Source organism: Pseudomonas sp. WS 5503, from assembly GCF_012985385.1.
Taxonomy (GTDB): Bacteria; Pseudomonadota; Gammaproteobacteria; order Pseudomonadales; family Pseudomonadaceae; genus Aquipseudomonas; species Aquipseudomonas paracarnis.
Map to the genome: position 1 here is coordinate 197,499 of NZ_JAAQWI010000009.1, position 26,394 is coordinate 223,892.

At 59.4% G+C, this 26,394-nt stretch carries 20 protein-coding genes, 1 tRNA gene and 2 pseudogenes; 13 read left to right on the top strand and 10 right to left on the bottom strand.

What is annotated here, in order from left to right; translation table 11 throughout:
- Nucleotides 1–78: 78 nt before the first annotated feature.
- The 3 genes from HBO10_RS22655 to HBO10_RS22665 all read right to left on the bottom strand — a co-directional run bounded on the left by HBO10_RS22655 (nucleotide 79) and on the right by HBO10_RS22665 (nucleotide 5,465).
- The gene (locus HBO10_RS22655) at nucleotides 79–2,505 is read right to left on the bottom strand and encodes a DUF4062 domain-containing protein (RefSeq protein WP_161793217.1); all 2,427 of its coding nucleotides are present in this window, start codon (nucleotides 2,503–2,505) and stop codon (nucleotides 79–81) included.
- Nucleotides 2,506–2,897: 392 nt separating this feature from the next.
- Nucleotides 2,898–2,971 (bottom strand) — tRNA-Cys (locus HBO10_RS22660).
- Nucleotides 2,972–3,185: 214 nt separating this feature from the next.
- Complete coding sequence (locus HBO10_RS22665) at nucleotides 3,186–5,465, bottom strand: acylase (protein WP_034127543.1); 2,280 nt, start codon at nucleotides 5,463–5,465, stop codon at nucleotides 3,186–3,188.
- A 238-nt stretch (nucleotides 5,466–5,703) separates the two neighbouring features.
- Between HBO10_RS22665 and HBO10_RS22670 the strand changes: the two genes are divergently transcribed.
- Nucleotides 5,704–6,084, top strand: coding sequence for a hypothetical protein (locus tag HBO10_RS22670; RefSeq protein ID WP_034127544.1), 381 nt, complete (start codon nucleotides 5,704–5,706; stop codon nucleotides 6,082–6,084).
- Nucleotides 6,085–6,094: 10 nt separating this feature from the next.
- Here HBO10_RS22670 and HBO10_RS22675 read toward each other — a convergent pair whose 3' ends face one another.
- Entirely contained in the window at nucleotides 6,095–6,289 is a 195-nt protein-coding gene (locus HBO10_RS22675; RefSeq protein ID WP_014718591.1) for a hypothetical protein, read from the bottom strand.
- A 174-nt stretch (nucleotides 6,290–6,463) separates the two neighbouring features.
- Here HBO10_RS22675 and HBO10_RS31430 point away from each other — a divergent pair, with 174 nt between their 5' ends.
- Entirely contained in the window at nucleotides 6,464–6,595 is a 132-nt protein-coding gene (locus HBO10_RS31430) for a hypothetical protein (RefSeq protein ID WP_254914091.1), read from the top strand.
- A gap of 122 nt (nucleotides 6,596–6,717) precedes the next feature.
- Here the strand turns inward: HBO10_RS31430 and HBO10_RS22680 are convergent.
- The 5 genes and pseudogenes from HBO10_RS22680 to HBO10_RS22700 all read right to left on the bottom strand — a co-directional run bounded on the left by HBO10_RS22680 (nucleotide 6,718) and on the right by HBO10_RS22700 (nucleotide 11,122).
- Nucleotides 6,718–7,478 (bottom strand): annotated as a pseudogene (locus HBO10_RS22680) (ABC transporter permease).
- Nucleotides 7,475–8,674 (bottom strand): ABC transporter substrate-binding protein, encoded by a 1,200-nt coding sequence (locus HBO10_RS22685; protein WP_034127545.1) that lies wholly within the window; start codon nucleotides 8,672–8,674, stop codon nucleotides 7,475–7,477. Before HBO10_RS22685 ends, HBO10_RS22680 begins: the two are co-directional and overlap by 4 nt.
- Nucleotides 8,661–9,464, bottom strand: a complete 804-nt coding sequence (locus HBO10_RS22690) for an ABC transporter ATP-binding protein (RefSeq protein ID WP_034127546.1) — start codon at nucleotides 9,462–9,464, stop codon at nucleotides 8,661–8,663. The genes HBO10_RS22685 and HBO10_RS22690 overlap by 14 nt, the downstream gene beginning before the upstream one ends.
- On the bottom strand, nucleotides 9,461–10,522 hold the full coding sequence (locus HBO10_RS22695; RefSeq protein WP_034127547.1) for an acyl-CoA dehydrogenase family protein: 1,062 nt from the start codon (nucleotides 10,520–10,522) through the stop codon (nucleotides 9,461–9,463). The genes HBO10_RS22690 and HBO10_RS22695 overlap by 4 nt, the downstream gene beginning before the upstream one ends.
- Before the next feature lie 39 nt (nucleotides 10,523–10,561).
- The gene (locus HBO10_RS22700; protein ID WP_034127548.1) at nucleotides 10,562–11,122 is read right to left on the bottom strand and encodes a carboxymuconolactone decarboxylase family protein; all 561 of its coding nucleotides are present in this window, start codon (nucleotides 11,120–11,122) and stop codon (nucleotides 10,562–10,564) included.
- A 103-nt stretch (nucleotides 11,123–11,225) separates the two neighbouring features.
- On the opposite strand from HBO10_RS22700, the gene HBO10_RS22705 reads away from it, so the two are divergent.
- Nucleotides 11,226–12,131, top strand: coding sequence for an AraC family transcriptional regulator (locus tag HBO10_RS22705; protein ID WP_034127549.1), 906 nt, complete (start codon nucleotides 11,226–11,228; stop codon nucleotides 12,129–12,131).
- Here the strand turns inward: HBO10_RS22705 and HBO10_RS22710 are convergent.
- Nucleotides 12,128–13,039: a LysR family transcriptional regulator gene (locus HBO10_RS22710; protein ID WP_034127550.1), complete on the bottom strand. Its 912-nt coding sequence runs from the start codon at nucleotides 13,037–13,039 to the stop codon at nucleotides 12,128–12,130. The genes HBO10_RS22705 and HBO10_RS22710 overlap by 4 nt on opposite strands.
- Before the next feature lie 116 nt (nucleotides 13,040–13,155).
- Between HBO10_RS22710 and HBO10_RS22715 the strand changes: the two are divergent.
- From HBO10_RS22715 to HBO10_RS22760, 10 genes and pseudogenes are all read left to right on the top strand, one after another.
- A pseudogene (locus HBO10_RS22715) lies at nucleotides 13,156–14,151 on the top strand (aldo/keto reductase).
- Nucleotides 14,152–14,284: 133 nt separating this feature from the next.
- The gene (locus tag HBO10_RS22720) at nucleotides 14,285–14,743 is read left to right on the top strand and encodes an SRPBCC family protein (RefSeq protein ID WP_034127551.1); all 459 of its coding nucleotides are present in this window, start codon (nucleotides 14,285–14,287) and stop codon (nucleotides 14,741–14,743) included.
- A 93-nt stretch (nucleotides 14,744–14,836) separates the two neighbouring features.
- Nucleotides 14,837–15,283 carry a DUF411 domain-containing protein gene (locus HBO10_RS22725; protein ID WP_034127552.1) on the top strand — a complete coding sequence of 149 codons (447 nt, stop codon included), beginning with the start codon at nucleotides 14,837–14,839 and terminating at the stop codon, nucleotides 15,281–15,283.
- Nucleotides 15,284–15,286: 3 nt separating this feature from the next.
- Nucleotides 15,287–15,730 carry a YqaA family protein gene (locus HBO10_RS22730; RefSeq protein ID WP_034127553.1) on the top strand — a complete coding sequence of 148 codons (444 nt, stop codon included), beginning with the start codon at nucleotides 15,287–15,289 and terminating at the stop codon, nucleotides 15,728–15,730.
- A gap of 45 nt (nucleotides 15,731–15,775) precedes the next feature.
- Nucleotides 15,776–16,777 carry an alpha/beta hydrolase gene (locus HBO10_RS22735; RefSeq protein ID WP_169922113.1) on the top strand — a complete coding sequence of 334 codons (1,002 nt, stop codon included), beginning with the start codon at nucleotides 15,776–15,778 and terminating at the stop codon, nucleotides 16,775–16,777.
- A gap of 25 nt (nucleotides 16,778–16,802) precedes the next feature.
- The gene (locus tag HBO10_RS22740; RefSeq protein WP_034127555.1) at nucleotides 16,803–17,756 is read left to right on the top strand and encodes a D-2-hydroxyacid dehydrogenase family protein; all 954 of its coding nucleotides are present in this window, start codon (nucleotides 16,803–16,805) and stop codon (nucleotides 17,754–17,756) included.
- Between the two features lie 456 nt (nucleotides 17,757–18,212).
- Entirely contained in the window at nucleotides 18,213–19,769 is a 1,557-nt protein-coding gene (gene glgA / locus HBO10_RS22745; RefSeq protein WP_073521523.1) for a glycogen synthase GlgA, read from the top strand.
- A 31-nt stretch (nucleotides 19,770–19,800) separates the two neighbouring features.
- On the top strand, nucleotides 19,801–21,546 hold the full coding sequence (treZ, locus tag HBO10_RS22750; protein ID WP_034127557.1) for a malto-oligosyltrehalose trehalohydrolase: 1,746 nt from the start codon (nucleotides 19,801–19,803) through the stop codon (nucleotides 21,544–21,546).
- A complete protein-coding gene (gene malQ, locus HBO10_RS22755) occupies nucleotides 21,543–23,627 on the top strand; it encodes a 4-alpha-glucanotransferase (protein WP_034127558.1) in 2,085 nt (694 codons plus the stop codon). Before treZ ends, malQ begins: the two co-directional genes overlap by 4 nt.
- Complete coding sequence (locus HBO10_RS22760; protein ID WP_034127559.1) at nucleotides 23,624–26,374, top strand: malto-oligosyltrehalose synthase; 2,751 nt, start codon at nucleotides 23,624–23,626, stop codon at nucleotides 26,372–26,374. The genes malQ and HBO10_RS22760 overlap by 4 nt, the downstream gene beginning before the upstream one ends.
- Nucleotides 26,375–26,394: the final 20 nt, after the last annotated feature.

Here is a 26,394-nt window from a genome sequence, read left to right on the forward strand (position 1 = left end):
AAACAACCTATAGTATGCCTTCATTGACCCACTCAACGAAGGACGCTAGCACCAAATGTATTTTTGATATTAAAAAAGCTACACTATGAACGTCTTCTTGCATACGTTTCTGATTTGCTCTCTCGAAGCATATAATCCAAAATCAAGCCAATGAATAACATTATAAAACGACTGCTCCTCCTCGTTATACATTTCGAGAAGCAATGATAACCGGCCCTTTGAATATGTTTTAGCACACTTAAGTGAACAATTCTTACGAACCTCCTCATCAACATCCTGAAGCACACCTAGGATCGTGTCGTTACCAATACTGACAAATTCCTTATCCTTAATAGAACAAATTAAATGTCGCTTAAGCCTCACAGGACACTCCATATTTAATACATCTGCTAGTCTATTCTTTCCGAGCTTCAATATAATTTGAACAGCTAAGGCTTGTGCCTCACGGGGTATCCCATAACCCCCCAGAAGAGTTTTACTTTCAGAGAATCTAAACCTATCAACAAGCTCCATCACGAGTGGAATGTCTTGCCACTCTCCAAACAAGTATAAGTACTCAAGATCTTGGACCTTGGGAATTACAGTTGAATCAGAAAGGGAAAAGCGCACAACCGCTATATCCTTCTTAGATTTATTCTCGACTATCACCGTAAGAGTTTTGCGAACCAGACGCTCCATGATGATAACTTTTATTGATTCGAATTGCTTAATAAAGTCGCCCGAAGTACCATTCGCAACATCTCCCCAAGAAACAATTTTTTCAGCGTAAAACCGTTCAAATTTATCAAATAAATTATTCGTTAATTCAGATCGCCACGCATCAACATTTCTTCGGCAAAGCTCAATATAAGAATCAGGAATCAGAGGCAAATTTCTAACCGACTTTCTTTCAAGCTCATCGCTGTCAATAGTAGCAAGAACCATCGGCTGATACTTTTCCCAAACACCATCTTCTTCAGTGGTGGACTTAGATCGATCCTTCATAATTATCGCTTTCGCTTCATCTTCACTTAAGCTCGCACCCTGCTTTAGCAAACACTTAACTGCAAGCCCTCTCACAATAGGCTCAGGATCTTGCTGAACAGTTTCTACAAGCGGAGAGGTTAGAAGCTCTCTTAATATAAGCAACTCAATTGATCGTTCTCTAACGAATTTATTTCTGTTTCCCATAGCTTCGTATAGCTCTTCAGACGAAATATGACTATGGTTCAGAAACACTTGACCAACAAGCTCTTCACTTAACGTAGCTGGCTGTAGGTCTTTAATTGCCTGCAAAGCAGAACCAACGCCAACACGTAGCTTGATAGTTATGTAAGCCTCATTTGCCATCGCAATAGTCTGAGAGTCACTTTTAACAATCTCGTCATGTATGATATCTAAATCCTGCACGCCCCCCATAACACAAAGATAGCGTAGGGCAGCGTTCTTTACTGAGGAGTTCCTTTTTTCAGAAAACCATATATTAAGATAATTTTTTTTCTTTAGATATTCATCTTCCTTAATCACAGTTTCTGTTAGTGTCATCACATCCAGAATTGACGTTACGATAGAATGACCACCTTCATTTATCGTCAGCGTCAAGAATGCCAAATGATATAGTTCGCTTTTAGGATGCTTCAGCCAGTACCACAGAGGAGCATTTTGGTATTGTAAACTTTTAGCTCCACATTGAAGCAAGCCAAGCAATTCATGATTATCAAAAACGCAACCATTCTTGTTTTTGTAAATTAAATTACTATCATGCGGCCCTAGGTAAACACTGTCATTTTGTCCGTCACCCAACCCAATTGAAATCAATCTTAACCGGGCAACCTCAAATGGTTCCAATCGTGCATTACTAGAAGAGTCTCCGTTACGCCTCAGGATAGATTGGATAAAGTTCGCACTCTGACCTCTAATAGGGGCTCGATCAAAATTTTCTTGATTTGTTTCGCCTTCACTATGTCCCGCACCAGCCTCAGGTGTGTGTGTTGCCTGAAGGTGATTATCATTTAACTCTATATACTCAAAAACATAATTTGAAATACATTTTCGAATTAGACTTTCAAAATCTTCTAAACTTTCGAAGTCTTGAAACAACAATGACTTATTCGCAATTATTCCTTTTCGGAACTTTATAACTCTTTGCAATTGCTCGCCAGGATCACTCATTGCTGGCGCATCAACTTTTTTGAAGAATAGACTTATTAAAGGTTTTCTTTTTTCTGCATGACCGGCTGTAGCTATAGTAAACTCTTCCTCAAAACCCGATTGATATTTACTTTCATTATCTGGAGCGCTTCCCCATCGTTTCCAGACTAGTCCGATAAAGACATCACACCGATCTAAGTCACGATTAATGATTTCTTGAGGTCTTCCTGCGCTAGATACCGTGTCCTCCCATCCAACTAGCTCAATATGAACGTTTAGCTTTAGCGAAAACATAGCGTTTAATTCATCTACGACTTTTTTTGCAACCTTACGCTCAGGAATTAAATCTCCTGGAGACGCTAAAAAAAAGCTCACGACCTTTCTGTTCCCTGCCACAACCTATCCTCAAGCTAATCCAAATTTGTATTTTAATGTTTCGGCATGGCTGGATAATCACAACTTTCAGACCGGCTGTCCACGGGGATGAGTGAGGATTTTGATTCGTCAACCTAATGAGCGCTCAGGGCTACGCAGGAAAGCCGCTTCAACATCAGTGAATAATGCTTTTCATGTCCATCCACCAGCAACCGATCGTAGCAAAGGTCTTTCTGCGCGCATGCCAACCAATTAACCGGCAACGGAAAGCTGCCAGCCACAACAGACAAAGAAAGCCTAGTTGCGGAAGGGGTAGGAAATATTGCGGAAGTGATCCTAAATCGCAGGCAATAAAAAACCCCGTAGACGTTAATCTACGGGGTTTCTAAGAGTGGAGGCCGAGGTCGGAATCGAACCGGCGTAGGCGGATTTGCAATCCGCTGCATAACCATTTTGCTACTCGGCCTCAAACGATCAATGCCCTGGTTGCTGACATTCACCGCATACAAACTTGAGTGGGCTACGTGAAGCCTGCCTCTACTCTAACTCATTGAATACATTGAAGTTTTTAATGCTTCGTTGCGTTCGATGGGCGCCATTATGTACTCATTTGCCTATGCCTGCAACCCCTTGATTTCAAAAAATATTCTGCCTTGGCATCAAGGGGTTGCGCCTCTGCCCTACTCCTTCACCGTGTGGATTTGGTAGTGCGGGTCGGCCTTGATCTGGGCCTCAGTGAAGGGCAATGGGCGCAGCTTTTTCTCGGAGAAGGCTTGGGTCTGGTCCTTTGAATAGGCGGACGCCGGGTTGCTGGACTCGGAGAAGGCGAGTACGCCGACTGCATTGGGGCCTTTGTCGTCGAAGCTGACGATTTGCAGGTAGCTGGTGCCGCTGACGACTTCGCGTTTGCCGTCGGCGCGGGGCACGGTTTGCATGGCGTTGTAGATACCGAGTTCTTGCGGGCCGCCGTGGATGGGGGTTTGGCCGGAGACTTGGATATCGCCCCAGCGGGTCTGCCCCAGTTTGCTGACCTCAGCGCTGGAGGCCAGCATGGCTGCGCGCAGGGCCTTGGCGACCGGGGCGCGGTAGATGGCGAGGCCGCTAGGGGTGGTCAGGGGATGGGCCGGGTCGAAGGCCACGCGCCAGGCGTCAGGGATTTGCTGCAGGTGCTGCACCAGGTTGATGAAGTGCACCAGGCCGACGCCGCTGTCGAGGTTGGCGCGCTGGTCCCAGTTTTTCAGGCTGGTGCACAGCGGCTGTAGCGTAGCGGCGTCAGCGCCCAGGTGTTTGGCGCAGAACGTGAGCAGGTCGGGCATGACTTGGCCCGCCAGGTACACCTCGTTGTCCATGACCATGTCTTGCAGATCAGTGACGGTGATCGGCTGCTGCTCGAGGGTTTGCAGGCGCTGGAGCGCGAAGCGCGCACGCGGGCCGAGGCCGATGTTGTCCTGGCTGATCACCGGCGAAAAGCCACTTAGCGGCGCCTTGGGGTTGGCCATCCAGGCGGAATCGTTGGAGTGTTGCACGTAGTCGGTGCGTTGCAACTGGGGCAACTGGTCGGCCGGGAAGATACCCGGCTGGGCCGCGCGCGGGTCGATGTCCCACGCGCAGGCGCTGTGGGCGCCGTCGAGCATGATCATTTGCAGGCCGGCCCGTGGGTCGCTGCATTTTGCCAGCTTGGCGGCGCTGACGTTGGGCACTACCGACAGGTTCATGTACAGGCTTTGGCCCTGGTCATCGGCGGCCAGGGTGTTGACCCAGGGGATGCCTTGCAGGGTATGCACCGAGGTTTGCAGCTCCTTGAGGCTACCGGCGCGGTTCATGGCGTACCACTGTTGCAGCACCCGGTCGTTGCCCAAGTTGGCGTCGCGCAGGCTGAAGGCGTAGTGGTTGTCCCAGTCGAGCTTGCCCGGCCATTGCACCACGGGGCCGAACTGCGAACTGTAGACGGTGTGGGTCACGGCCTTGAGGCTGCCGTCGGCTTGCTTGACCTGTACCGTTACGGCGGTTTTATCCAGGGGGATGGACTTGCCGTCCAGCAGGTAACGGGTGGCGTCCTTGGGGTCGAGGGTCAGGCGGTACAGGGTGAAGTGTTTGGACGTGTCCACGGTGTGAGTCCACGCCACATGCTGGTTGAAACCGATGTTCACCACGGGCAGCCCTGGCAGTGCGGCGCCCATCACATCCAACTGGCCCGGGATGGTCAGGTGCATCTCGTAAAAACGCATGCCGCCCACCCACGGGAAATGCGGGTTGGCCAGCAGCATGCCACGGCCATTGAATGAGCGGTCACGGCCCACGGCAACGGCATTGCTGCCTCGATCCAGCGTGAAGCGTTGCTGGTTGGCGGCGGCCGTGGCAAAGGCTTTGGCACCGGACTGCACACTGGCGGTGGCCTGCGGCGGTGCTGCCCCGACCAAGGCTTCGGCGAATTGGCCGATGCCCCCTTCCACCAATAGCCTGCGGGTCAACTTCACCAGGTCTTGCACTACCAAGGGCCGTACCCACGCGGCCTGGCACTGTGCGGGTGCGCCCTTATCCTTGAGATAACGGTTGTAGCCGGCCACGTACCCTTCGATGCGCTGTTGCATCTCGGGCGTCTGGGCTTTCCAGAATGCCGCAACGGCCTCGGGTGTATTCAGCCAGTTGAAGAATACATCGCTGGCAAGGTTGTTGCGCTCTTCCAGGGTCGCCTGGTCCGGCCCGAAAAACCTCGCCCGCTCGCCATTGACCGTGACTATTTCATTGGCCAGCAGGCACAGGTTGTCCTGGGCATAGGCGTAACCCATACCTACCCCCAGGCCCCGCTCATCAGAGGCGCGAATATGCGGCACGCCATAACTGGTACGCCGTATATCCGCCGACGTTTGCGTCACTTGCTCGCGTGCCGATACGGCCAGGCTCAAGGCGAGTAACAGCCCTGCCGTGCCCACTCTGGACAACCCCTTGGAAATAATCACGCCGACTCCACAGTCAAATTGAACAGCCTCACGAGGGATGGTTACCCCACCGTAAGAACGCACATCGCCCGGCAAAATTTAACCGCACAAGGTTGCCTATCGACGGCGCAGGGGATGTGACAAACCTGATACCGACAAATTTTCTACATCCATCGTTTCATGATTTGCGTCACTCGTTCGTCTTATTACCCAAGAGCACCATCTTTTTCCTGATCAGGCTCTGAAAAGGAGTTTTTGCATGTATAACCCGCAAGTGCCCACGGATGGACATTCAAAGGCCGCAGATACCCACTATGGCAACGACGCACGGGCGTTCGGTAACGCGCCCGAACAGCAGGGCAACCAGCGCATCCGCCATTTGCTCAAGTGTTTCGGTTTGCGCACCAGCCTGATCCGGCTGAAGGTCATCGACGCCCTCCTCACTGCCGCCGACAACCAGCGCACCCTCGGGGTACGCGGCGTGCACAGCCATTTGCTGGAGCTGGGCATACCGTTGTCGTTTCTCAGCGTGCGCGAGGTACTCAAGCGTCTATGCAGCGAGGGCGTGATCACCCTCAACGCTGACAAGAGCTACAGCCTCCATGAAGAGGCTGCCAAGGTACTCGAAGGTCGTGCCTGACTGACGCCCGTCAGAAGTTAGGCTTGACCTTGCGGCGCATGATGCCGTTGATCACGACGACGACCACGGCAATCGCGATGGCCAGGTACTGGAAGGTTTTTTCACTGATCACGCCTGTGTTCTGCAGATAAGACAGGCCGAACATCGCGCCCAGTACAGCCAGGGCAATCAGAAGCGAGTATTTCAAGCGTTGCTTTTGGGTCATGACGAGTTCCTGAACCTGAAGAATGTATCCACTGTGTATCGCCGTGCATGCCAAGCACATACCCAGTCACGGGGATGGCGCGGTTTCGGCAGGGTCTTATGTTACAGGCGATGAAAAGTTTTGGCTTGCCCTCCGCCTGACAGGCCTTGCGAATACCCCTTGGAGAACTGTGAAATGCTGCGACGACTCATCCTGCTGGTTCCACTGATGATCATGCTGAGCCTGGGCGGTTGTTTCTTCTTCCCGCGCGGCGGGGGCTGGCATGATCACCGCTATGAGGGTGGTGGCGGTTACCAGCGCCGCTGATCTGCATCCGGATAACGCTTCGTGCACAACGCGTGCAGCACGCTTGGGGGCTTCACGCGTTACTGCATCGACATTACCTACTCGTCAGGCGGGTTCGGAGCCTCGACGCCGGTTTCAACCACTTAGCCGCCATGCACCCACCGCCGATGCAACCAACGCGCAAACGCATCCAGCGCGAACCCCAGCACCCCGATCACCACTACCATCGCCATCAACTCCGAATACGCGAGCCGATCACGGGTGTCGAGGATGTAATACCCCAGCCCCGCACTGACCCCGAGCATTTCGCAGGGACCAGCACGATCCACAGGATGCCGATGGCCAGGCGCACGCCGGTCAGCACATGCCCTACCACGCCAGGAATGACCACCCGGCGCAAGGTTTCCCAACGCGTGGCGCTCAAGCTCTTGCTCAACTGTAACCAGCGCGGGTCGAGCTGACGCACGCCCGCTGCGGTGTTGAGCATGATCGGCCAGACAGCGGCAAAGGCCAGCAGGAAATAGATTGGCTGGTCGCCCACGCCCATCAGCATCACCACGATCGGCATCCAGGACAGCGGCGAAATCATCCGCAGAAACTGGAACGCTGGCGTGGTCGCCGCCTCCAGGTTACGCGAACTGCCCACCAGCAGCCCGAGGGGTACGCCTACCAACAACGCGATAAACAGCCCGACGAAAATACGCTTCAGGCTCACGGCGATATGCAGGTACAACTCACCCCGCCCGAGCAATTCCCACAAGCTGCTGGCGGTGGCCGCCAGGGAAAAGCGCGCCGACAGGCCATCGGCCTCGCCGAACACTTTCACGCCCAACCACCACAGCACCAACAAACCCGCCAAGCCACTCAGCCCCAGCCACCAGCCGGGGATTCTGCTGTTGTTCAAACGCCGATCTCCTCGTGCCGCTCATAACCATCCGGCAAACCGAAGGTCTGCATGCCACCCACGGCTTCGATCGCGTTGCGCACGAAGCGGTCGTCCACCAGGTCCTTGGCCACGAAGGCTGGGTCCAGGTCCGTGAGAAACTTTTTGTCGCCTTCGATCAGGGTGTCCTTCAAGCGCCGCACCAGTTCTTCGGTGTAGCTGGGGAACGGGTACGGTTGGAAGTCGATGCGATGCTCGTCCCAGTTGGCGTGCTGGATCGCGCCGTCGGCCACGTAGGAGGCGCGGTCGCTGGCCGCCGGCGCCAGGACTTTGCTCAACACCGGTTCGGCATGGGGCGTGTAACGGTTCGGGCCATCCTTGGACAGCAGCTTCACCGCCTCTTCACGGTTGTTGCGGGTCCACACCTGGGCCTTGACGATGGCGTTCACCACCTTCTGCGACCACTCCGGACGGTTGGCCAGGTCGTGCTCGTGCATGAACACCACGCAGCACGCGTGGTTGCGCCACACGTCACCTGTGAAGCGCTGCACGCGACCGACCTTGAGGTTTTCTGCCAGGGCATTGAACGGTTCGGCGACGATGTAGCCGTCGATGCGTTTGCTGGCCAGGGCCGGAGGCATGTCCGAGGGCGGCAACACGATCAGGTTGACCTCATTGGCGGCAATCGAACTGCCGGTGGCACGAGTGACCGGCGTGAGGCCGTTATCGCGGAACAGTTGCTGCACCACCACGTTATGAATCGAGTACCAGAACGGAATCGCCACCGACTTGCCACCCAGTTGCTTCACGTCGGTAATACCTGGGGATACGGTCAAGCCCGAACCGCCCACATGGTTCCACGCCACGACTTTGGCCGGCACTTTACTGCCGTAGCGCGCCCATACGGTCATTGGCGACAGCAGGTGTATCACGTTGACCTGGCCGGAGATAAACGCCTCGATCACCTGGGCCCAACTGCGCAACAACACTGGCCGCTCGGCCTTGATGCCTTCGGCTTCGAACAGGCCGTTGTTGTGGGCCACCAGCAGTGGCGTGGCGTCAGTGATAGGTAGATAGCCAATACGCACCGGCGCGTCGGGCTCGTTGGCGGCACGCGCCTGCAGGCTGCTCAGCAGAGGCAAGGCGCCGGCGGCACTGAGCACGGCGGAGAGTTTGAGAAAGTCACGGCGCGAGTGGGCCAGGTCATCCAGACACATAAGTAAACTCCTGTTGTTCAAGGGGGTTGGGTTGAGGGCGGCTCGCCTGCCGTAAGGTTTTCAAAATTTCGATACGCAGCGCGCCGATGGCCTCGACCTGTTCTTCCCGAGGGTGCGGCAAATCGATAGCCCACTCGCCCAACGTCCGCGCCGGGCGGTTACCCAGTAGCAGGATGCGGTCCGACAGCAGCAGCGCTTCGTCGATGTCATGGGTGATCAATACCGCCGCCGAGCCCTGCTCACGATTGACCTTGAGCAACAGGTGCTGCATGTCGGCGCGGGTCACTTCGTCCAGGGCGCCGAAGGGTTCGTCGAGCAGCAACACTTGTGGCTGACGCGCCAGGCAGCGAGCCAATGCCGTGCGCTGGGCCATGCCACCGGACAATTGCGCCGGGAACTGCTGGCGCGCAGGTTCCAGCCCTACCGCTGCAATGGCGTGGTCGACACGCCGGCGGCGCTCTTCACCACTCAAGTGCGGTTGGCGGGCGAAATCCAGACCAAAGGCGACGTTCTTTTCCAGGGTCAACCAAGGCAGCAGGCTCGGGTCCTGAAAGGCCACCACCACGCGCGGATGCGGGCCGCTCAATGGCTCGCCCAATACCTGCACACGGCCAGATTGAGGTACCTGCAAGCCAGCCAGCACCCGCAGCAGGCTGGATTTGCCCACGCCGCTGGGGCCCAGGATCGACACCACTTCACCCGGTTGCAAGTGCAAGTCGAAGCCTTGCAACACCGGCCCGCTGCCGTACCCCAGGCAAATGCCCTGGGCCGTCAATACCGCCTGGCTCATAGACTGGCCTGGCGGTGCAGCTCGGTACGCAGTTGCACCAGGCTAGGCGTCACAATCGGCACAAAGGCCGACTCGCGCCAGCGCCGCGCAAAACCGCTGCCGTGGGCGGTAAGGTAGGCCTTTCCGCCACTGGCTTGCAGTTCAAGCTGTACAGCGCTGGCGGCGGTTTCGGCCAAGGCGATACGCAGTTTGAACAGCGGTATGGGCTCGGCGGTAAAGCGCCCGGCCAACAGCCCCTTTTTAAGCTCGCTGACCAGATGATCCAGCGTTGCGCGCAGGGCTTCCAGCTCGTCGCGCAACACGGTACGACTGGCGCCCAAATGGTGGGCTACTTCAGCCAGGGAACGCCGTGCCAAACCAATCGACATACCGCACTGCAAGCCTAGAAACGCCGGGCGTACCGCCGGTAAAAACTTGCGCGCATCCTCGTGCAACAACCACTCGCGACTCAGCTCCACGCCTTCCAGGCCCAGCGCTGCGGTGTTGCTCGATTGCAGCCCGAGCAGCTCCAGGTCACGGGAGCGCTGCAACCCGGCCACCGAATCCGGAATGGCCAGGATAAATGGCGCGCCGCCCCCGGCATGCTCGATGGCCGCCGCAGCGACAAAGCCATTCTTGCGCAAGTTGGTCACCCAGTGCAGGCGACCGTTGAGGATCCAACCGTGGTCGTTGGGCTCGGCGCTGATCTGCAACGTCTCGATACCCGACAGGAACTTCATCGCATTCGACAGCCCGGTGGCGCCGGCCAACTTGCCGCTGAGCAGGTCTGGCATCAGTTGCTCGCGCAAGCGCTGATTGGGGCTCTGCAGCAGGTACTCGATAAACGAGCGCTGGCCCCAGCACACAAACGCCGCAGCCAGGGAATGGCTGGCCACATTGGCGATGGCCTCGACCGCACCCGCCACATCGCCGCCCAGGCCGCCCAGGTGGGTGGGCACGCCGATTCTCAGAATATTGGCTTCTGCCAGCCGTGGCAGCACTTCCTGTGGATCGCAACTGCCCACGTCCAGGGCCTGCGCTTGAACATCGAGCCAACGGCTCAAGATTGGGTCAAGCATTCATGTCTCTCCTTTTACAGCAGGTGGGCCAACGCCGAATCAGTTGGCCGGTTTTTCCCAACGGTATTGCGCCAGCTCCGGGTTCAGCGGGGTGCGGGCAAACACGTTGGCGAAGTTGCACAGGGTTGCCAGGCTGACACCCAGGATGACTTCCAGCGCGTGGCCGTCGGTGTAGCCAGCGGCGCGGAACGCCTCAAAGCCCGCGTCACTCACATCCCCACGGGTGGCGATCACTTCACGGGTAAACGCGGCAAGTGTCTCATAGCGCGCGTCAGGCAACTCACCCCGGCGGCGCAAGGCCTCGATCACCTCCTCGGGCAACTTGGCTTTGTTGCGGGCAACCGCCGTGTGGCCAGCGACGCAGAAATCACAACCGTGGGTAGTAGCGGAAATCAGTTGCACCACTTCACGGTCGGCCAGGCTCAGCTCGGCCTTGGCATTCAAGCCGGAGACGGTGATGTAGGTTTCCAGCGCAGCCGGTGCGTTGGCCAGTACGCCCAGTAGGTTAGGGATAAAACCCGAGCCTTTCAGCGCGTTTTCCAGAAAGGGCTTGGCGGCTTCCGGTGCGGTTTCAGGCGTGAGCAACGGTACACGGGACATGAAGTGGACTCCTGTTGGGTTTGAATGCCCCAGTCTGTTGGTTCTAAAAAAAGCGCTCAATAGGCTAAAGTAGCGATTACTTGCTCTTGAGTCTTTCCATTAGATGAATTCGTCCGATGTACTTGTCGATTGGTTATTAGATAGCCTCGAACTCAACACCAGCCTGTTTCACGTCGGCCGTTATTGCGGTGACTGGCACGCGAGCACCCATGGCCTGGCGCAGGCGAGCTTCCACTTGATTGTGCAAGGCGAATGCTGGCTGCATATCGACGGTGATCCAACGCCCCAACACCTGAACAATGGTGACGCGGTGTTCCTGCTGCGTGACTTTGCCTTCAGGCTTTCCGGCCAAGCCACGGCGGCCGGCGCCCAGCAGTGCCCACGCCGCTCCATGCTGCCTCTCGATAGCACGGCCACGGACGGCGTAGGATTAGTCTGCGGTTTCTTTCACTTCCAATCCGGATTGTCGACGCTGATTGTCGACACCCTGCCCAGCTGGATCATCCTGCGCGCCGGCGCCCCGTCGCTGATGGCTGCACGCAACCTGTTCGAATTGATCCTGCAAGAATGCGCACGCACCCCAGCGCCCTCTTCCGCGCTGCTTGAGCGCCTGTGCCACCTGCTGTTCCTGTATGTGCTGCGCCAGCAAGTACTCGACAACACCGAGCTTGGCGGCTTGGCGGCGCTGGGCCGGGCACCGGCGTTTGCGCATTTGCTGGAACAATTGATCGCCCGCCCGGCCGAGCCCTGGAGCCTGGAAAGCATGGCGGCCTGTACCGGGTTGTCGCGCTCGGCGTTTTTCAAGCGCTTCAGCGAACTGTGTGGGCAGTCGCCCGGGCAAGTACTGCTGATGATCCGCATGCGCCACGCCTGTGGGTTGCTCAAGGCGGACCAGACCGTGGCCGAGGTTTCGCTGGCGGCCGGGTATCAATCGGTGGCGGCGTTTACCCGAGCCTTCCATAAAGTCACCGGGCAACAGCCTGGTGCCTATCGCAGGGCGCAAGCCTAGCCTTGTAAGCCGGTGCCGGGCCGAGCGCACAACTGCACCAGCCAATCGACGAACACCCTCACCCGCTGCGACAACTGCCGATGAGGCGGGTACAACGCAGTCAGCGCCATCTTCGGCACTGCCACATCAGGGAGCACCTGCACCAGCGTGCCCTCGGCCAGTTGGCGCAGGGCGTGATAACGAGGTGCCTGGATCAGCCCGTAGCCGGCTTCGCACGCAGCGAAGTAACCGGCAGAGCTGTTCACGGCAACCACTTTCGGCAGGTTGATCGGATGCAACTCGCTGCCCAGCAGAAATTCCAGGCCAAAACGTTTACCGCTGGCGCTGGACACGTACTCGACCATTTGGTGACCCGCCAACTGCTCCAGGCAAGTGGGCGTGCCCATGCGTTCAAGGTACGCGGGGCTGGCCAGGGTCAGTTGTTCCATCATCGCCAAGGGGCGCGCCACCAGCGATTCATCCAGGGCCGGACCACCGCGCAACACGCAATCGACGCCTTCGCGAATCAGATCCACTGGCCGGTCATTGAGGCCGATCTCCAACTCGATCTGTGGGTACAGCGCGGTGAACGTTGGCAAGGCCGGAATCACAATCAAGCTCCCAATGCCTGAGGGCATATCGATGCTCAATGTGCCCCGGGGGTTCTGGCGCCGCGTGGAGAACACCGCCTCGGTTTCCTCAAGATCAGTCAGCAATTGCACGCAACGTTGGTAGTACGCCGCGCCATCCAGGGTCGGGCTGACGTGGCGCGTGGTGCGCTGCAACAGTTGCACGCCGAGATGGGCCTCCAGTTGCTTGATCAGGATCGTCACGGAGGCGCGTGGCAATTGCAGGCTGTCGGCGGCCTTGGCAAACCCGCCCAATTCAACAATCCGAGTGAACACGCGCATGGCGTTAAAACGATCCAAGAAAATGCTCCCGCGGGGAATTGTTTAGATATTACGAACAGTGATAGCACTTTTAGCGGGTTTATCTGCATTTTTTCAAGGGTAACAATGGGCCCCTCATCACAAGGAGCTTCCCTATGCACACTCGACAACTCGGTAAAAACGGCCCGCATGTGTCTGCCATCGGCCTTGGCTGCATGGGCATGACCGATTTCTACACGCCCGGCACCGATACCACCGAAGCCACCGCAACCTTGCACCGCGCCCTGGAGTTGGGCGTCAACTTTCTCGATACCGCGGACATGTACGGCCCGCACACCAATGAGCAACTGATCGGCAAGGCTATTGCCGGCAAGCGCGACCAAGTGTTCCTGGCCAGTAAATTCGGGATTGTGCGCGACCCTGCCAACCCCGTAGTGCGCGGGGTGAATGGCCGGCCCGAGTATATCCGCAACGCCATCGACGGCACCTTGCAACGCCTGGGGGTGGATACGCTGGACCTGTACTACCAGCACCGTATCGACCCCGACGTGGCCATCGAAGAAACGGTCGGCGCCATGGCCGACCTGGTGAAACAGGGCAAAGTGCGCTATCTGGGCCTGAGCGAGGCGTCCGCCGCTACTCTGGAACGGGCGCATAAGGTCCATCCCATTAGCGCCCTGCAAAGTGAATATTCGCTGTGGAGCCGCGACCAGCAAGACAATGGTTGCCTCGCTGCCTGCCAGCGCCTGGGCATCGCGTTTGTGCCGTACAGCCCGTTGGGCCGAGGTTTTCTCACCGGCGCCTTGAAGAGCCCGGATGATTTCGGCGCCGATGATTACCGACGCTTCAGCCCGCGCTTTCAGGGGGAGAACTTTGCGAAAAACCTGCTGCTGGTAGAACAGGTCAAGAGCCTGGCGGCAGACAAAGGTGTCACGGCCGGGTAACTGGCGCTGGCCTGGGTATTGGCCCAAGGCGATTACATCATCCCGATTCCCGGCACCAAGCGGCGCACCTATCTGCAAGAGAATGTGGAGGCGCTGTCGATTTCTCTCAGCGCTGACGAACTGGCTGCGCTGGATGCGATCTTCCCTGCCGATGCAACCGCAGGCCTGCGTTACCCCAAGGAAGTGCTGGCCATGCTGGATATCTAGCGTCTGCTGGAAACCCTTGTGGGGGCCGTTCTCAGCGGGATTGATCAACGCTCTGCCGACTCTCGTGCAAAGCATGGGAGTCAGACTATTCTCACAACTCCTAGTGTAAAAACCGCCACACAGGAGGTGTGTCATGCACGCGACTGAGCATTCGGTCCGCTTGGAGCAGATCAGTCAGGAACGCTTCATCCAGGCGCCGATCGAGGCGGTTTATGACTATGTGACCCAGCCCGACCGCTGGCACGAGTGGCACCCCACCTCCCTCAGCGCCGATACCGGCACCACCGGCTCATTACCGGTCGGCACGCGTTTTACCGAAATCATCGACCTGCTGGGCATACGCGTCCCCATGAGTTACCGCGTACAAATCGCCCGCCGCCCCAGCGAGTTCAAGACCGTGTTCACCTCCCTGGCGGTTGACGGTTGCATCCATTACTGCTTGCGCGCTCATCAGGGCGGCACCCTGTTCAAACGGGTGCTGACTTACGAGACTGAACTGCAACTGGCGTCTTTGCATGAGCGCATGGTCGCGTTGTCGTCAATTGCGTTGGACCGGCTCAAGCAGCGGCTGGACAATCCGGGGTTCGTATAATTTAGAAACATTACCACGACGTCACATTGCAAACATGCCGGCAAAAGCAGGGAGAATGCCCGGCTTATTGCCGCGCCTTCAGTGAGACCCACGATGAAAACCCCATTGCGACTGGCCCTGCTCAGTGCCCTGTTTACCACCACCCTGGCCCAGGCCGCCGAACTGATCCCCATCGATGTACACCGCGACGCCAACTGCGGCTGCTGCAAGAAGTGGATCAGCCACTTGGAGAGCAACGGTTTCAAGGTCAACGATCACGTTGAAGCCGACATGAGCGCGGTGAAACAACGCTTGGGCGTGGCGCCACGCCTTGGCTCCTGCCACACCGCGGTGATCGACGGCAAGTTCGTCGAAGGCCACGTACCCGCCGAGCAGGTCCTGGCTCTGCGCAAGCGCAACGACCTGCTGGGCCTTGCCGCACCGGGCATGCCATTGGGCTCGCCAGGCATGGAAGTAGACGGACGCAGCGAGGCGTATCAAATCATTGGCCTGACCCGCGACGGCGAAGACGTGGTGGTAGCGGACTACCCGGCTCACTGACCGGTGTTGATGGGGTACCTGGGGCTGTTCGGCGCGGCATTTGGCGCCGCGACGTTATTGCCCCTGCAGTCGGAAGCTGTGCTGGTCGGCCTGCTGCTCAGCGGGCATAACAACCTTTGGCTGCTGCTGGGCATCGCCACCCTGGGTAATGTGCTGGGCTCGCTGGTCAATTGGCTGCTGGGGCGCTCGGTCGAGCGCTTCAAAGAGCGACGCTGGTTCCCGGTGAGCGCCAATCAGCTGGACAAGGCTCGCAGCCATTACGCACGCTGGGGGCACTGGACGTTGTTGCTCAGTTGGGTGCCAATCATTGGTGATCCGCTGACGTTGGTGGCTGGGGTGATGCGTGAGCCGTTGTGGCGTTTTCTACTGCTGGTAACCCTGGCGAAAAGCCTGCGCTATGGCGTAATCGCAGCGCTGACGTTGCAGTGGGCGTTAATCCCCCGTTAATCGCGGGCAAAGAGCATCCGGGCATCTGTCTCGGAGCCAAAACCCATGCCTTTTATCCGTACATTATGCGTAGCCGGTTTGTTTTCGGTCAGCACGGCGCCCGTGTTAGCTGACACCTACGGCCCTGAGTTGCAGGGCTTTGCATACCCCTACCCTTTGAATCATTTTGCCTTCCAATCCCAGGGCAAATCCCTGCAAATGGGCTACATGGACGTCCCCGCCTCCGGCACTCCAAACGGCCGCAGCGTGGTGCTGATGCACGGCAAGAATTTTTGCGGCGCTACCTGGGAGGGTTCGATCAAGGCGCTCAGTGACGCAGGTTACCGCGTCATCGCCCCGGACCAGATTGGTTTTTGCACCTCCAGCAAGCCCGACCACTACCAGTACAGCTTCCAGCAACTGGCGACCAACACCCATCAACTGTTGGAAAAGCTCGGCATTCAAAAGGCCACGGTGATCGGCCATTCCACCGGCGGCATGCTCGCCACACGCTATGCGCTGATGTCCCCCCAGCAAACCGAACAGTTGGGGCTTGTGAACCCCATTGGCCTGGAAGACTGGAAAGCCCTCGGCGTGCCCTACCAGAGCGTCGACCAGTGGTACCAGCGCGAGCTGAAACTGAGCGCCGACGGTGTACGCAACTACGAGCGAAACACCTATTACGTTGGGCGCTGGAAACCCGAGTACGAGCGCTGGGTAGACATGCTCGCCGGCCTGAACCAAGGCCCGGGGCATCTTCAGGTTGCCTGGAACTCGGCGCTGATTTACGACATGATCTTCACCCAACCGGTGTACTACGAGTTCAAGGACTTGCAGGTGCCCACCCTGCTGCTGATCGGCACCAGCGACACTACCGCCATCGGCAAAGATGTGGCGCCGGCGGCGGTCAAGGCCAAAATTGGTCATTACGAGGTACTGGGCAAGCAGGTGGCCAAGCTGATTCCCCGCGCCACGTTGGTGGAGTTCCCCGGCCTGGGCCATGCGCCCCAGATGGAAGAGCCGGAACAGTTTCATAAAGCCCTGTTGCACGGGTTGAACGCCCTTTAATTGCCACTTTTCGAGGCCCGCGTGCATGTCGATACAGATCGCAGTGATGGATGATTGGCAAAACGTGGCCAGCGACGTGGCAAATTGGTCGGCGCTGGACAGCGTGGGCAAGGTGCATTTTCTCCACGACTACCCCGCCGATACCGCCACCATGATCGAGCGCTTGAAAGGATTCGAGGTGATTTGCCTCATGCGCGAACGCTCAACCTTTGACAAAGCCCTGCTGCAAGGGCTGCCCCAGCTCAAATTGCTGGTGACCGGCGGCATGCGCAATGCGGCCATCGACCTTCCCGCAGCCAAGGCCCTGGGCATCCAGGTATGCGGCACCGACAGCTATAAACACGCAGCTCCGGAGCTGACCTGGGCCTTGATCATGGCCTCTACACGCAACCTGCTCGCCGAAGCCAACTCGCTGCGGGCGGGCGGATGGCAGGTCGGCCTGGGCGGCGACCTGCACGGCAAGACATTGGGCGTCCTGGGGCTGGGCAGCATTGGCCAGAAAGTCGCAAGGTTCGCCCAGGTGTTTGGCATGCGGGTGATTGCCTGGAGTGAAAACCTCACACCGGAGCGCGCGGCTGAATCGGGGGTGACCTGGGTCAGCAAGCGCGAGCTGTTTGAGCAGGCGGATATTCTGACCATCCATCTGGTGCTCAGCGAGCGCAGCCGTGGTCTGGTGGATGCGCAAGCGTTGGGCTGGATGAAGCCCACAGCGCGCCTGGTAAATACCGCACGCGGGCCGATTGTGGACGAGCAGGCACTGCTGCAAGCATTGCGCAGCGGACGCCTGGCCGGGGCGGCGCTGGATGTGTTTGCCGAGGAGCCGCTGCCGGCTTACCACCCGTTTCGCCGCTTGCCCAATGTGCTGGCTACGCCACACGTGGGGTATGTGAGCGAGCAGAATTACCGGCAGTTCTATCAGCAGATGATCGAAGATATCCAAGCCTGGGCCGAGGGTGTGCCCATTCGCGCGCTCGCCTGACGCACCATTAAAGTGCACCCCCCCCCTGTGGCGAGGGAGCTTGCTCCCGCTGGAGTGCGCAGCGCTCCCAAAATTTTGGGGCCGCTACGCGCCCCAGCGGGAGCAAGCTCCCTCGCCACAGGAGCATATCGTTAAAAGTTTTTTGTCCTACAAAATCTGCATGAAAACCCAGCAGGCGCTGGGATCTGTCCTAGACTCATGACCGATGGGTCCGTTCCAAAACAAAAACCCCGCAAAAAATCTAAACTTTCGAAACCTGCCGCTGGTCAAGTTTTAGGTAAGGGCGAGCACGCGCGCTTCAGGCCGAATGCCCGCTCATCCAATCTTTTTTAGCCGACGTTGCAACTGGCATACGCCTTGCCAGCTTGTATAGCGCTTGTGTGCCTGGCCGCAGGATGCGGTCACTCGGAGCTGATGGCAGCGGGCCATTAGCCAACCAACAGATGGGAGTGCATTATGATCAGTGCCGCAGTAGATACTCAGGGAGAGCGTTTTAGTCAGCCGGCAGGAGGGCCAAAGTCTTTGGCCGACCTGCCCAACACTGTGCGGCCGGTCGTGAGTCAGAATCCGAATCGAAAGAAAGTCTTGTTTGTCACTTCCGAGTTCGCGGACTTGGTGAAAACCGGCGGCCTGGGCGACGTCTCCGCGGCCCTGCCCCGCGCCATGGCGCACCTGCATGACGTGAGGGTGCTGATTCCGGGTTACCCGCAAGTGATGGAAAGCGATAACCCGATTCATATCGTCGGTGAACTGGGTGGCCATGCCGCGTTGCCACCGTGCAAGATCGGGCGCATGGACCTCAAGGACGGCCTGGTCATCTATGTGCTGATCTGCCCCGAACTGTATGAGCGCGAAGGCACGCCCTACGGCGCCAACAACGGCCGCGACTGGCCGGACAACCATATTCGCTTTGCCCGCCTGGGCTTGGCTGCCGCGGACATTGCCGCCAACCTTGCACAAATCCACTGGTGCCCAGACCTGGTGCACGCCCACGACTGGCCTGCGGGCCTGGCCCCCGCGTATATGCACTGGCGTGGGTCACGTACGCCAACTCTGTTCACCATTCATAACCTGGCCTACCAGGGTGTGGTCAGCCTGGCCTCGACGCCTGAGTTGGGCATTCCGCCCCACGCCCTGCAACAGGAAGGCATGGAGTTCTACGGCAAGATGTCGTTTCTCAAGGCGGGCATGGCGTATTCCAGCCATATCACCACCGTGAGCGCCACTTACGCCCAGGAGATCACCACCCCGGAATTCGGTTGTGGCCTGGATGGCTTCCTCGCCAGCAAGACCCAGCAAGGCCTGCTCAGCGGCATTCCCAACGGCATCGACGAAAGCTGGGAAACCTCCACCGACACGCACCTCACCCACAACTTCAATATCGGCGATTGGGAAGGCAAAGCCATCAACGCCGCGCACGTGCGCGAGCTGTTTGAGCTGCAGCCATCCAGTGGTCCGCTGTTTGCTGTGGTCTCGCGCCTGGTCTACCAGAAAGGCCTGGACCTCACCGAAGCCGTCGCCGGTTTCATCGTCGAAAACGGCGGCCAGATTGCGATCATCGGCCGTGGCGAGCCGGAAGAAGAGCAGGCCATGCGCGAATTGGCACTGCGCTTCCCGGGCCAGGTGGGCGTACGCATTGGCTTCAACGAGACCGATGCGCGCCGCATGTTCGCCGGCAGCGATTTCCTGCTGATGCCGTCACGCTATGAGCCCTGCGGGCTGAGCCAGATGTACGCGCAACGCTTCGGCTCGTTGCCGGTGGCGCGTAACACCGGCGGGCTGGCGGACACCATTGAGGATGGCGTCACCGGGTTCCTGTTCAATGAATCCACGGTGCAAAGCTACGAAGAGGCGCTGCGCCGCGCCTTCAAGGTGTTCGCCTTCCCCGGTCTGCTCAATGCCATGCGCAGCCGTGCCATGACCCAGCCGTTCAACTGGTGCCAGGCCGTGGAACCCTACGCCGAACTCTACGAACAACTGGTGGCCAAGGCCCTGGGGAAATCGAACAAGTAGCGACTGGAACAACTAAGGGAGGTCTTCATAGATGCCGTCAAGGACTCTGGAAACCTGGCCCCACGGCGCAATCATGCTGGACGCGCACCGCACGCGCTTTGCGTTATGGGCGCCAGACGCATTTTATGTCAGCGTTGAATTGGAACAGGGTAAAACCATCGTCATGCTGCCCCAGGCCGGTGGTTGGTTTGAAGTCGAAATCGCGTGCCCTGCCGGCACGCTTTACCGTTTTAACATCGATGGCGAAAACACAGTGCCCGACCCCGCCTCCAGGGCCCAGGCGCTGGACGTGCATGGGTGGAGCCGAGTAGTCGACCCCCTCGCCTATGAATGGCGCCACAGCCAGTGGCAGGGTCGCCCGTGGCACACGGCGGTGATCTACGAGCTCCACGTCGGCGCCATGGGCGGCTACGCTGCCGTCGAGAAACACCTGCCCCGCCTGGCCGAACTAGGCGTCACCGCGATTGAATTGATGCCTTTGGCGCAATTTCCCGGCGAACGCAATTGGGGCTATGACGGCGTGCTGCCCTATGCGCCCCACGCTACCTACGGCACTCCCGAGCAACTCAAGCAGCTGATCGACAGTGCCCACGGCCACGGTTTGGCCGTGATCCTCGATGTGGTCTACAACCACTTCGGCCCCGACGGCAATTACCTGGGCCAGTACGCCCAGGGTTTCTTCCAGGAGGACGTGCACACGCCCTGGGGCGCCGGCATTGATTTCGAGCGTCGTGAAGTGCGGGATTTCTTCCTCGACAACGCCTTGATGTGGCTGCTCGAATACCGCTTCGACGGCCTGCGCCTGGATGCCGTGCACGCCATCGACAACCCTGGGTTTCTGCAGGAACTGGCACAACGGGTACGCCAGCAGGTGGACGGCGGGCGCCACGTGTGGCTGATGCTGGAAAACGAACTGAACCAGGCCAGCCTGTTGCAGCACGATTTCGACGCCCAATGGAATGACGACTTTCATAACGTGCTGCACGTGCTGCTCACCGGTGAAACCGACGCCTACTACAGCGACTTTGCCGAGCAGCCTACCGCCAAGCTGGCGCGCTGCCTGGCCGAGGGGTTCATCTACCAGGGCGAGACGACACGCCATGGCCATGCGCGCGGCGAACCCAGTGCGGATCTGCCCCCCAGCGCCTTCGTCGCGTTCCTGCAGAACCACGACCAGGTCGGCAACCGCGCCCTCGGCGAACGCCTGCACCAGCTGTGTTCGCCCCAGGCACTGAGCGCCGCGACCGCCCTACTGTTGCTGTGCCCCATGATCCCGATGTTGTTCATGGGCGACGAGGTGAATGCCGCCGAGCCGTTCCTGTTTTTCACCGACCATCATGGCGAACTGGCCGAGGCGGTGCGTGAGGGGCGGCGCAATGAATTTGCCGACTTCGCGGCGTTTCACGACCCCAAGCAACGCCAGCGCATCCCCGACCCCAACGCGCTGCAAACCTTTTTACAGTCGGTGCCCTCTTTCGTCGAGAACGACCACACCCAGCTCTACCGCCACCTGCTGAGCCTGCGTCACGTGCACGTGGTGCCACACTTGCCCGGCACCGTCGCCCTGGGCGCGCACGTGCTGGCTGACCATGCCGTCACCGCGCGCTGGCGCCTGGGCAACGGCCGTGTGCTGCAGATCGACCTGAACCTGAGTGAACAGCCCCTGGATCATCCGGCACCCCACCCGATTATTTTCCAAACGCCTGCCCCGCAAGGTGCGCACTTACCGCCCTTGAGCGCACGCGTTTGCTTATCCCCTGTTGGAGACATTCTTTGAGCGAAGCGAACCTGGAAATTCTCGCCAGCCGCGCGGGCCTGGCCGTCGATTGGATCGATGCCAACGGTCGCCCGCAACATGTAAAGCCTGATGCCCTGCGCGCCGTCCTCAAAGGGCTGGGGCACCCGGCCGACAGCGATGCCGAAATCGACGCGAGCCTGCTGCAACTTGAGCAGGCGCAGCAGGACCGGCACCTGCCGCCCTTGATGACCACCGACAGCGGTGCGGGCCTGGACCTGGCACGCTATTTCGCCCCGGACACCTCGTGTCGCGTCAACCTGGAAGGCGGCGAAACCCTGGAGCTGCGCCTGGACGGCGAGGCCGTATTGCCCGGCGTGATTGCCCTCGGCTACCACCAGGTGCATATCGACGGGCAAACCTTCACCCTGGCCGTCGCGCCCAGCCACTGCTACAGCGTGGCCGACGCGGTCGACAGCCAACCCGCTCGCGCCTGGGGCCTCAGCGCCCAACTCTATGCCTTGCGCCGCCTGGGCGATGGCGGTTTTGGCGACACCCTGGCTCTGGAGCACCTGGTGCGTTCCGCCGCCGAACGCGGCGCCGACGCCGTGGCAATCAGCCCGATGCACGCGATGTTCAGCGCCGACACTGAGCGATTCAGCCCCTATTCACCCTCCAGCCGCCTGTTTCTCAACAGCCTGTATGCTTCGCCGGCGTGCATCCTTGGTGAACGTGAGGTGCGCAACGCCATCGAAGCTGCCGGGTTGGCTGAGGAGTTGCATGCCCTGGAACAGCTCACGCTGATCGACTGGCCGGCCGCCGCCAAGGCCAAGCAACGCCTGCTGCGCACACTGTATGAAGACTTCCGCCACGGCGCGCATCCCCAGCATGCCGACTTTCAAAGCTTCCGCCAGGCCGGCGGCGAAGCCCTGGAAAACCACTGCCGCTTCGAAGCTATACAGGCCCAGCGCGCTGCCGCGGGTGAGGACCTGGACTGGCGCCGATGGCCCGAAGCCTGGCGTACGCCACAGAGCCCGGCCCTGGCGCAGTTCGCTGAGGACAACCGCGACGAAATCGGCTATTTCGCCTTCACCCAATGGCTGATTGCCCGCAGCCTTGAGCGCGCACAACAGGCCGCCCGTGGCAGCGGCATGGGCATCGGCCTGATCGCCGACCTGGCGGTGGGCGCCGACGGCGGCGGCAGCCAGGCCTGGAGTCGCCAGGATGAACTGCTGGCCGACCTCACCGTCGGCGCGCCACCGGACATTCTCAACCGCGCAGGGCAAGGCTGGGGCATCTCTGCCTTTTCCCCTGAGGGCCTCAAGCGCAATGGCTATCGCGCCTTTATCGAAATGCTGCGGGCCAACTTCGCCCATGCCGGCGGCTTGCGCATCGACCATGTGATGGGCCTGCAACGTCTGTGGGTGATCCCTCTGGGCGCGTCCCCCCGCGAAGGTGCCTACTTGTATTACCCGGTGGACGACCTGCTGCGTTTGCTCGCCCTGGAATCGCACCGCCACCAGGCCATCGTCCTCGGTGAAGACCTGGGCACCGTGCCCGAAGGCCTGCGCGAAAAGCTCAGCGCCCGTTCGATCCTGGGCATGCGTGTGCTGCTGTTCGAACAGAACCATGACGGCCAGTTCAAGCCCATCCTCGATTGGCCCGACAACGCCTTGGCCACCACCAGTACCCACGACTTGCCGACCCTCAATGGCTGGTGGCACAGCCGCGATATCGAATGGAATATCCAGCTGGGCCTGATCGATGCGCCCACCGTGGACCAATGGAGCGAACACCGCCTGCGCGAACGCCAGGCACTGCGCCAAGCCTTGAGCCAGGACCCGCAGAACTTCATCGATGAGATCCGCAACGACACCGACCATATGATCGACGCCAGCGTGCGCTACCTGGGCCATACCCGTGCGCCACTGGTGTTGTTGCCCTTGGAAGATGCATTGGGCATCGAGGAGCAAGCCAACCTGCCGGGCACCCTCGACACCCACCCCAATTGGCGCCGCCGCTTGCCCGGCGAAGCCGCCAGCCTGCTCGACAATGACAGCGCCGCGCGTCGCCTCGAACTGCTGGCCGTGGCGCGCAACCAAGCCTATGAGCGTGACCGATGAACGCACTGCCCCTGCGCGCCACCCAGCGCCTGCAATTTCATAAAGATTTTACCCTCGATGACGCGGTGCCACTGGTGCCGTACTTTGCCCAACTGGGCATCAGCCACCTGTATGCTTCACCACTGTTAAGCGCCCGCGCCGGCTCCATGCACGGCTACGATGTGGTCGACCCGACCCGGGTCAACCCGGAACTGGGGGGCGAAGCGGCTTTGCGTCGCCTGGTCGCCGCGCTGCGTGAGCACGACATGGGTTTGATCCTCGATATCGTCTCCAACCATATGGCCGTGGGCGGCGCGGATAACCCTTGGTGGCTGGACCTGCTGGAATGGGGCCGCCTGAGTCCCTATAGCGAGTTCTTCGACATCCAGTGGCACTCCCCCGACCCGCTGCTCAAGGGCCAGTTGCTGATGCCCTTCCTCGGCAGCGATTACGGCGAAGCCTTGCAGAACGGCACGCTGGCGCTCAAGTTCGATGCCACTCAGGGGAGTTTCTACGTCGAGCATTACGAACACCGTTTTCCGATTTGCCCCAGGGACTACGGCTTGATTCTGGGTAGCGACGAGTTACTCAAATCGCTGGCCGAACGTTTCGCCGCCCTCGCCTATCAGCACGACGCCTACGCCGAAGCCACCGAGCTCAAACAAGCCCTGGCCGAACGCGCCAGCGAGCTGCTATCCGCTATTGAACAACGCCTAACCGCATTCGACAGTCGCCAGCCCGAGGGTTTCGAGCGCCTGCATCACCTGCTCGAACAACAGACCTATCGCCTGGCCAGTTGGCGCACAGCCGCAGACGACATCAACTGGCGGCGCTTCTTCGACGTCAATGAGCTGGGCGGCCTGCGGGTCGAACGCGCAGCGGTGTTCGAAGCCACCCATGGCAAGATTTTCGAGCTGATCAGCGCGGGGCTGGTCGACGGGCTGCGCATCGACCATATCGATGGCCTGGCCGACCCGCGTGGTTATTGCCGCAAATTGCGCCGCCGCGTAGACGCGCTGTCACCCCAGCGCCACTTGCCCATCTTTGTCGAAAAGATCCTTGGCGAAGGTGAAACCCTGCGTGAAGACTGGCAGGTAGATGGCACCACCGGCTACGAGTTCATGAACCAGTTGTCATTGCTGCAACACCATCCCGAAGGTTTTGCACCGCTGGCCGAAATGTGGACGCGTCACAGCGAGCGGCCCTCAGCCTTCGGCGAAGAAGCGCGGCTGGCGCGCCAGCAGATCCTCAATGGTTCGTTGGGCGGCGACTTCGAAAGCGTAGCCCAGGCGCTACTGCAAGTGGCCCGCGATGACGTGATGACCCGCGACCTGACCCTGGGTGCCATCCGCCGGGCCTTGCAGGAACTGATCGTGCATTTCCCGGTGTACCGCACCTATATCAGCGCCAAGGGCCGCAGTGCGGCCGACGACAAGGTGTTCCAGCATGCCATGGAGGGTGCACGCAGTACCCTCAACGAAGGCGACTGGCCGGTGCTCGACCACCTGGAGCAATGGTTGGGTGGCCAGCCCTGGCGCAATCGCCCGGTAGGCCGCGCGCGCAAGATGCTCAAGCATGCCTGCGTGCGCTTCCAGCAACTGACCTCGCCCGCCGCCGCCAAGGCTGTGGAAGACACCGCGTTCTACCGTTCGGCGGTGTTGTTGTCGCGCAACGATGTGGGCTTCAGCACCGAGCAATTCAGTGCGCCGTTGGCAGATTTCCATGCGGCAAATCAACAGCGCCTGAAGACCTTTCCCGGCAACCTGCTGGCCACCGCTACCCACGACCACAAACGCGGCGAAGACACCCGTGCGCGCCTGGCGGTGCTCAGCGAGTGCGCCCCCTGGTATGCCGAACAGGTCGAGCAATGGCGCCGCCTGGCCGAGCCCTTGCGGGAGAGCGCCGATACCCCCTCGGCGGGTGATGAGCTGATTCTCTATCAGGTGCTGCTGGGCAGTTGGCCGCTGGAGCCCAACCCCGATCTGGAGGCGTACCAGCAACGCCTGTGGCAGTGGCAGCAAAAAGCCCTGCGCGAGGCCAAGTTGCAGAGCAGTTGGAGCGCGCCCAACGAGGCTTACGAACAGGCGGTGGAAGCGTTCCTCAAGCGCTTGCTGCTCAGTGAGGCCGGTGCGCCGCTGCGCAGTGCGTTGGACAGTGCTGCGCAGGCCATCGCCCCCGCCGGCGCCCTGAATGGGCTGGCGCAAACCTTGCTTCATCTGACCGTGCCGGGTGTGCCGGATATTTACCAGGGCGATGAGTTCTGGGACTTCAGCCTGGTCGACCCCGACAACCGGCGCCCGGTGGACTTCGCTGCGCGGCAACGTGCATTGCAGGCACCACCGGACATCGGCGAACTGTTGTTCAACTGGCGCGACGGGCGTATCAAACAGGCAGTGATCGCCCAGGTACTGGGCCTGCGTAAAGCCTGCCCCGAGCTGCTGCGCCATGGCAGCTATACGCCTTTGGAAGTGGTGGGCCAGCACGCTGAGCGCGTGGTTGCGTTCTACCGTGAACATCAAGGCAAGCAGTTACTGGTGGTGGTGCCGCGCTGGTCTTATCCGTTGCTTGAAAACGGGATGTTTCCCCAGATCAATGCGCAGGTTTGGGGCGATACTCGGGTGAAATTACCGTTCGCCGCCCCTGCACAAAACTGGAAGGGACTTTTTCAAACGGGCGTAGTCACACCCAACAAGGAGCTGTTGATCAGCGCTGCCCTGGGGGATCTCCCGGTCAATGTCTTTATCAATCCTGATAATCAAGAAAGCTGAAAATTTTCTGTGAGGAGTTT

Excerpts from the sequence above, each read along its gene's own strand:
- HBO10_RS22735 (WP_169922113.1), top strand. The coding sequence starts at position 15,776 with ATGCCTTTTATCCGTACATTATGCGTAGCCGGTTTGTTTTCGGTCAGC.
- treZ (WP_034127557.1), top strand. The coding sequence starts at position 19,801 with ATGCCGTCAAGGACTCTGGAAACCTGGCCCCACGGCGCAATCATGCTG.
- HBO10_RS22705 (WP_034127549.1), top strand. The coding sequence starts at position 11,226 with ATGAATTCGTCCGATGTACTTGTCGATTGGTTATTAGATAGCCTCGAA.
- HBO10_RS31430 (WP_254914091.1), top strand. The coding sequence starts at position 6,464 with ATGCTGCGACGACTCATCCTGCTGGTTCCACTGATGATCATGCTGAGC.
- HBO10_RS22760 (WP_034127559.1), top strand. The coding sequence starts at position 23,624 with ATGAACGCACTGCCCCTGCGCGCCACCCAGCGCCTGCAATTTCATAAA.
- HBO10_RS22675 (WP_014718591.1), bottom strand. The coding sequence starts at position 6,289 with ATGACCCAAAAGCAACGCTTGAAATACTCGCTTCTGATTGCCCTGGCT.
- glgA (WP_073521523.1), top strand. The coding sequence starts at position 18,213 with ATGATCAGTGCCGCAGTAGATACTCAGGGAGAGCGTTTTAGTCAGCCG.
- HBO10_RS22690 (WP_034127546.1), bottom strand. The coding sequence starts at position 9,464 with ATGAGCCAGGCGGTATTGACGGCCCAGGGCATTTGCCTGGGGTACGGC.
- HBO10_RS22740 (WP_034127555.1), top strand. The coding sequence starts at position 16,803 with ATGTCGATACAGATCGCAGTGATGGATGATTGGCAAAACGTGGCCAGC.
- HBO10_RS22725 (WP_034127552.1), top strand. The coding sequence starts at position 14,837 with ATGAAAACCCCATTGCGACTGGCCCTGCTCAGTGCCCTGTTTACCACC.
- HBO10_RS22670 (WP_034127544.1), top strand. The coding sequence starts at position 5,704 with ATGTATAACCCGCAAGTGCCCACGGATGGACATTCAAAGGCCGCAGAT.
- HBO10_RS22700 (WP_034127548.1), bottom strand. The coding sequence starts at position 11,122 with ATGTCCCGTGTACCGTTGCTCACGCCTGAAACCGCACCGGAAGCCGCC.
- HBO10_RS22720 (WP_034127551.1), top strand. The coding sequence starts at position 14,285 with ATGCACGCGACTGAGCATTCGGTCCGCTTGGAGCAGATCAGTCAGGAA.
- HBO10_RS22685 (WP_034127545.1), bottom strand. The coding sequence starts at position 8,674 with ATGTGTCTGGATGACCTGGCCCACTCGCGCCGTGACTTTCTCAAACTC.
- HBO10_RS22695 (WP_034127547.1), bottom strand. The coding sequence starts at position 10,522 with ATGCTTGACCCAATCTTGAGCCGTTGGCTCGATGTTCAAGCGCAGGCC.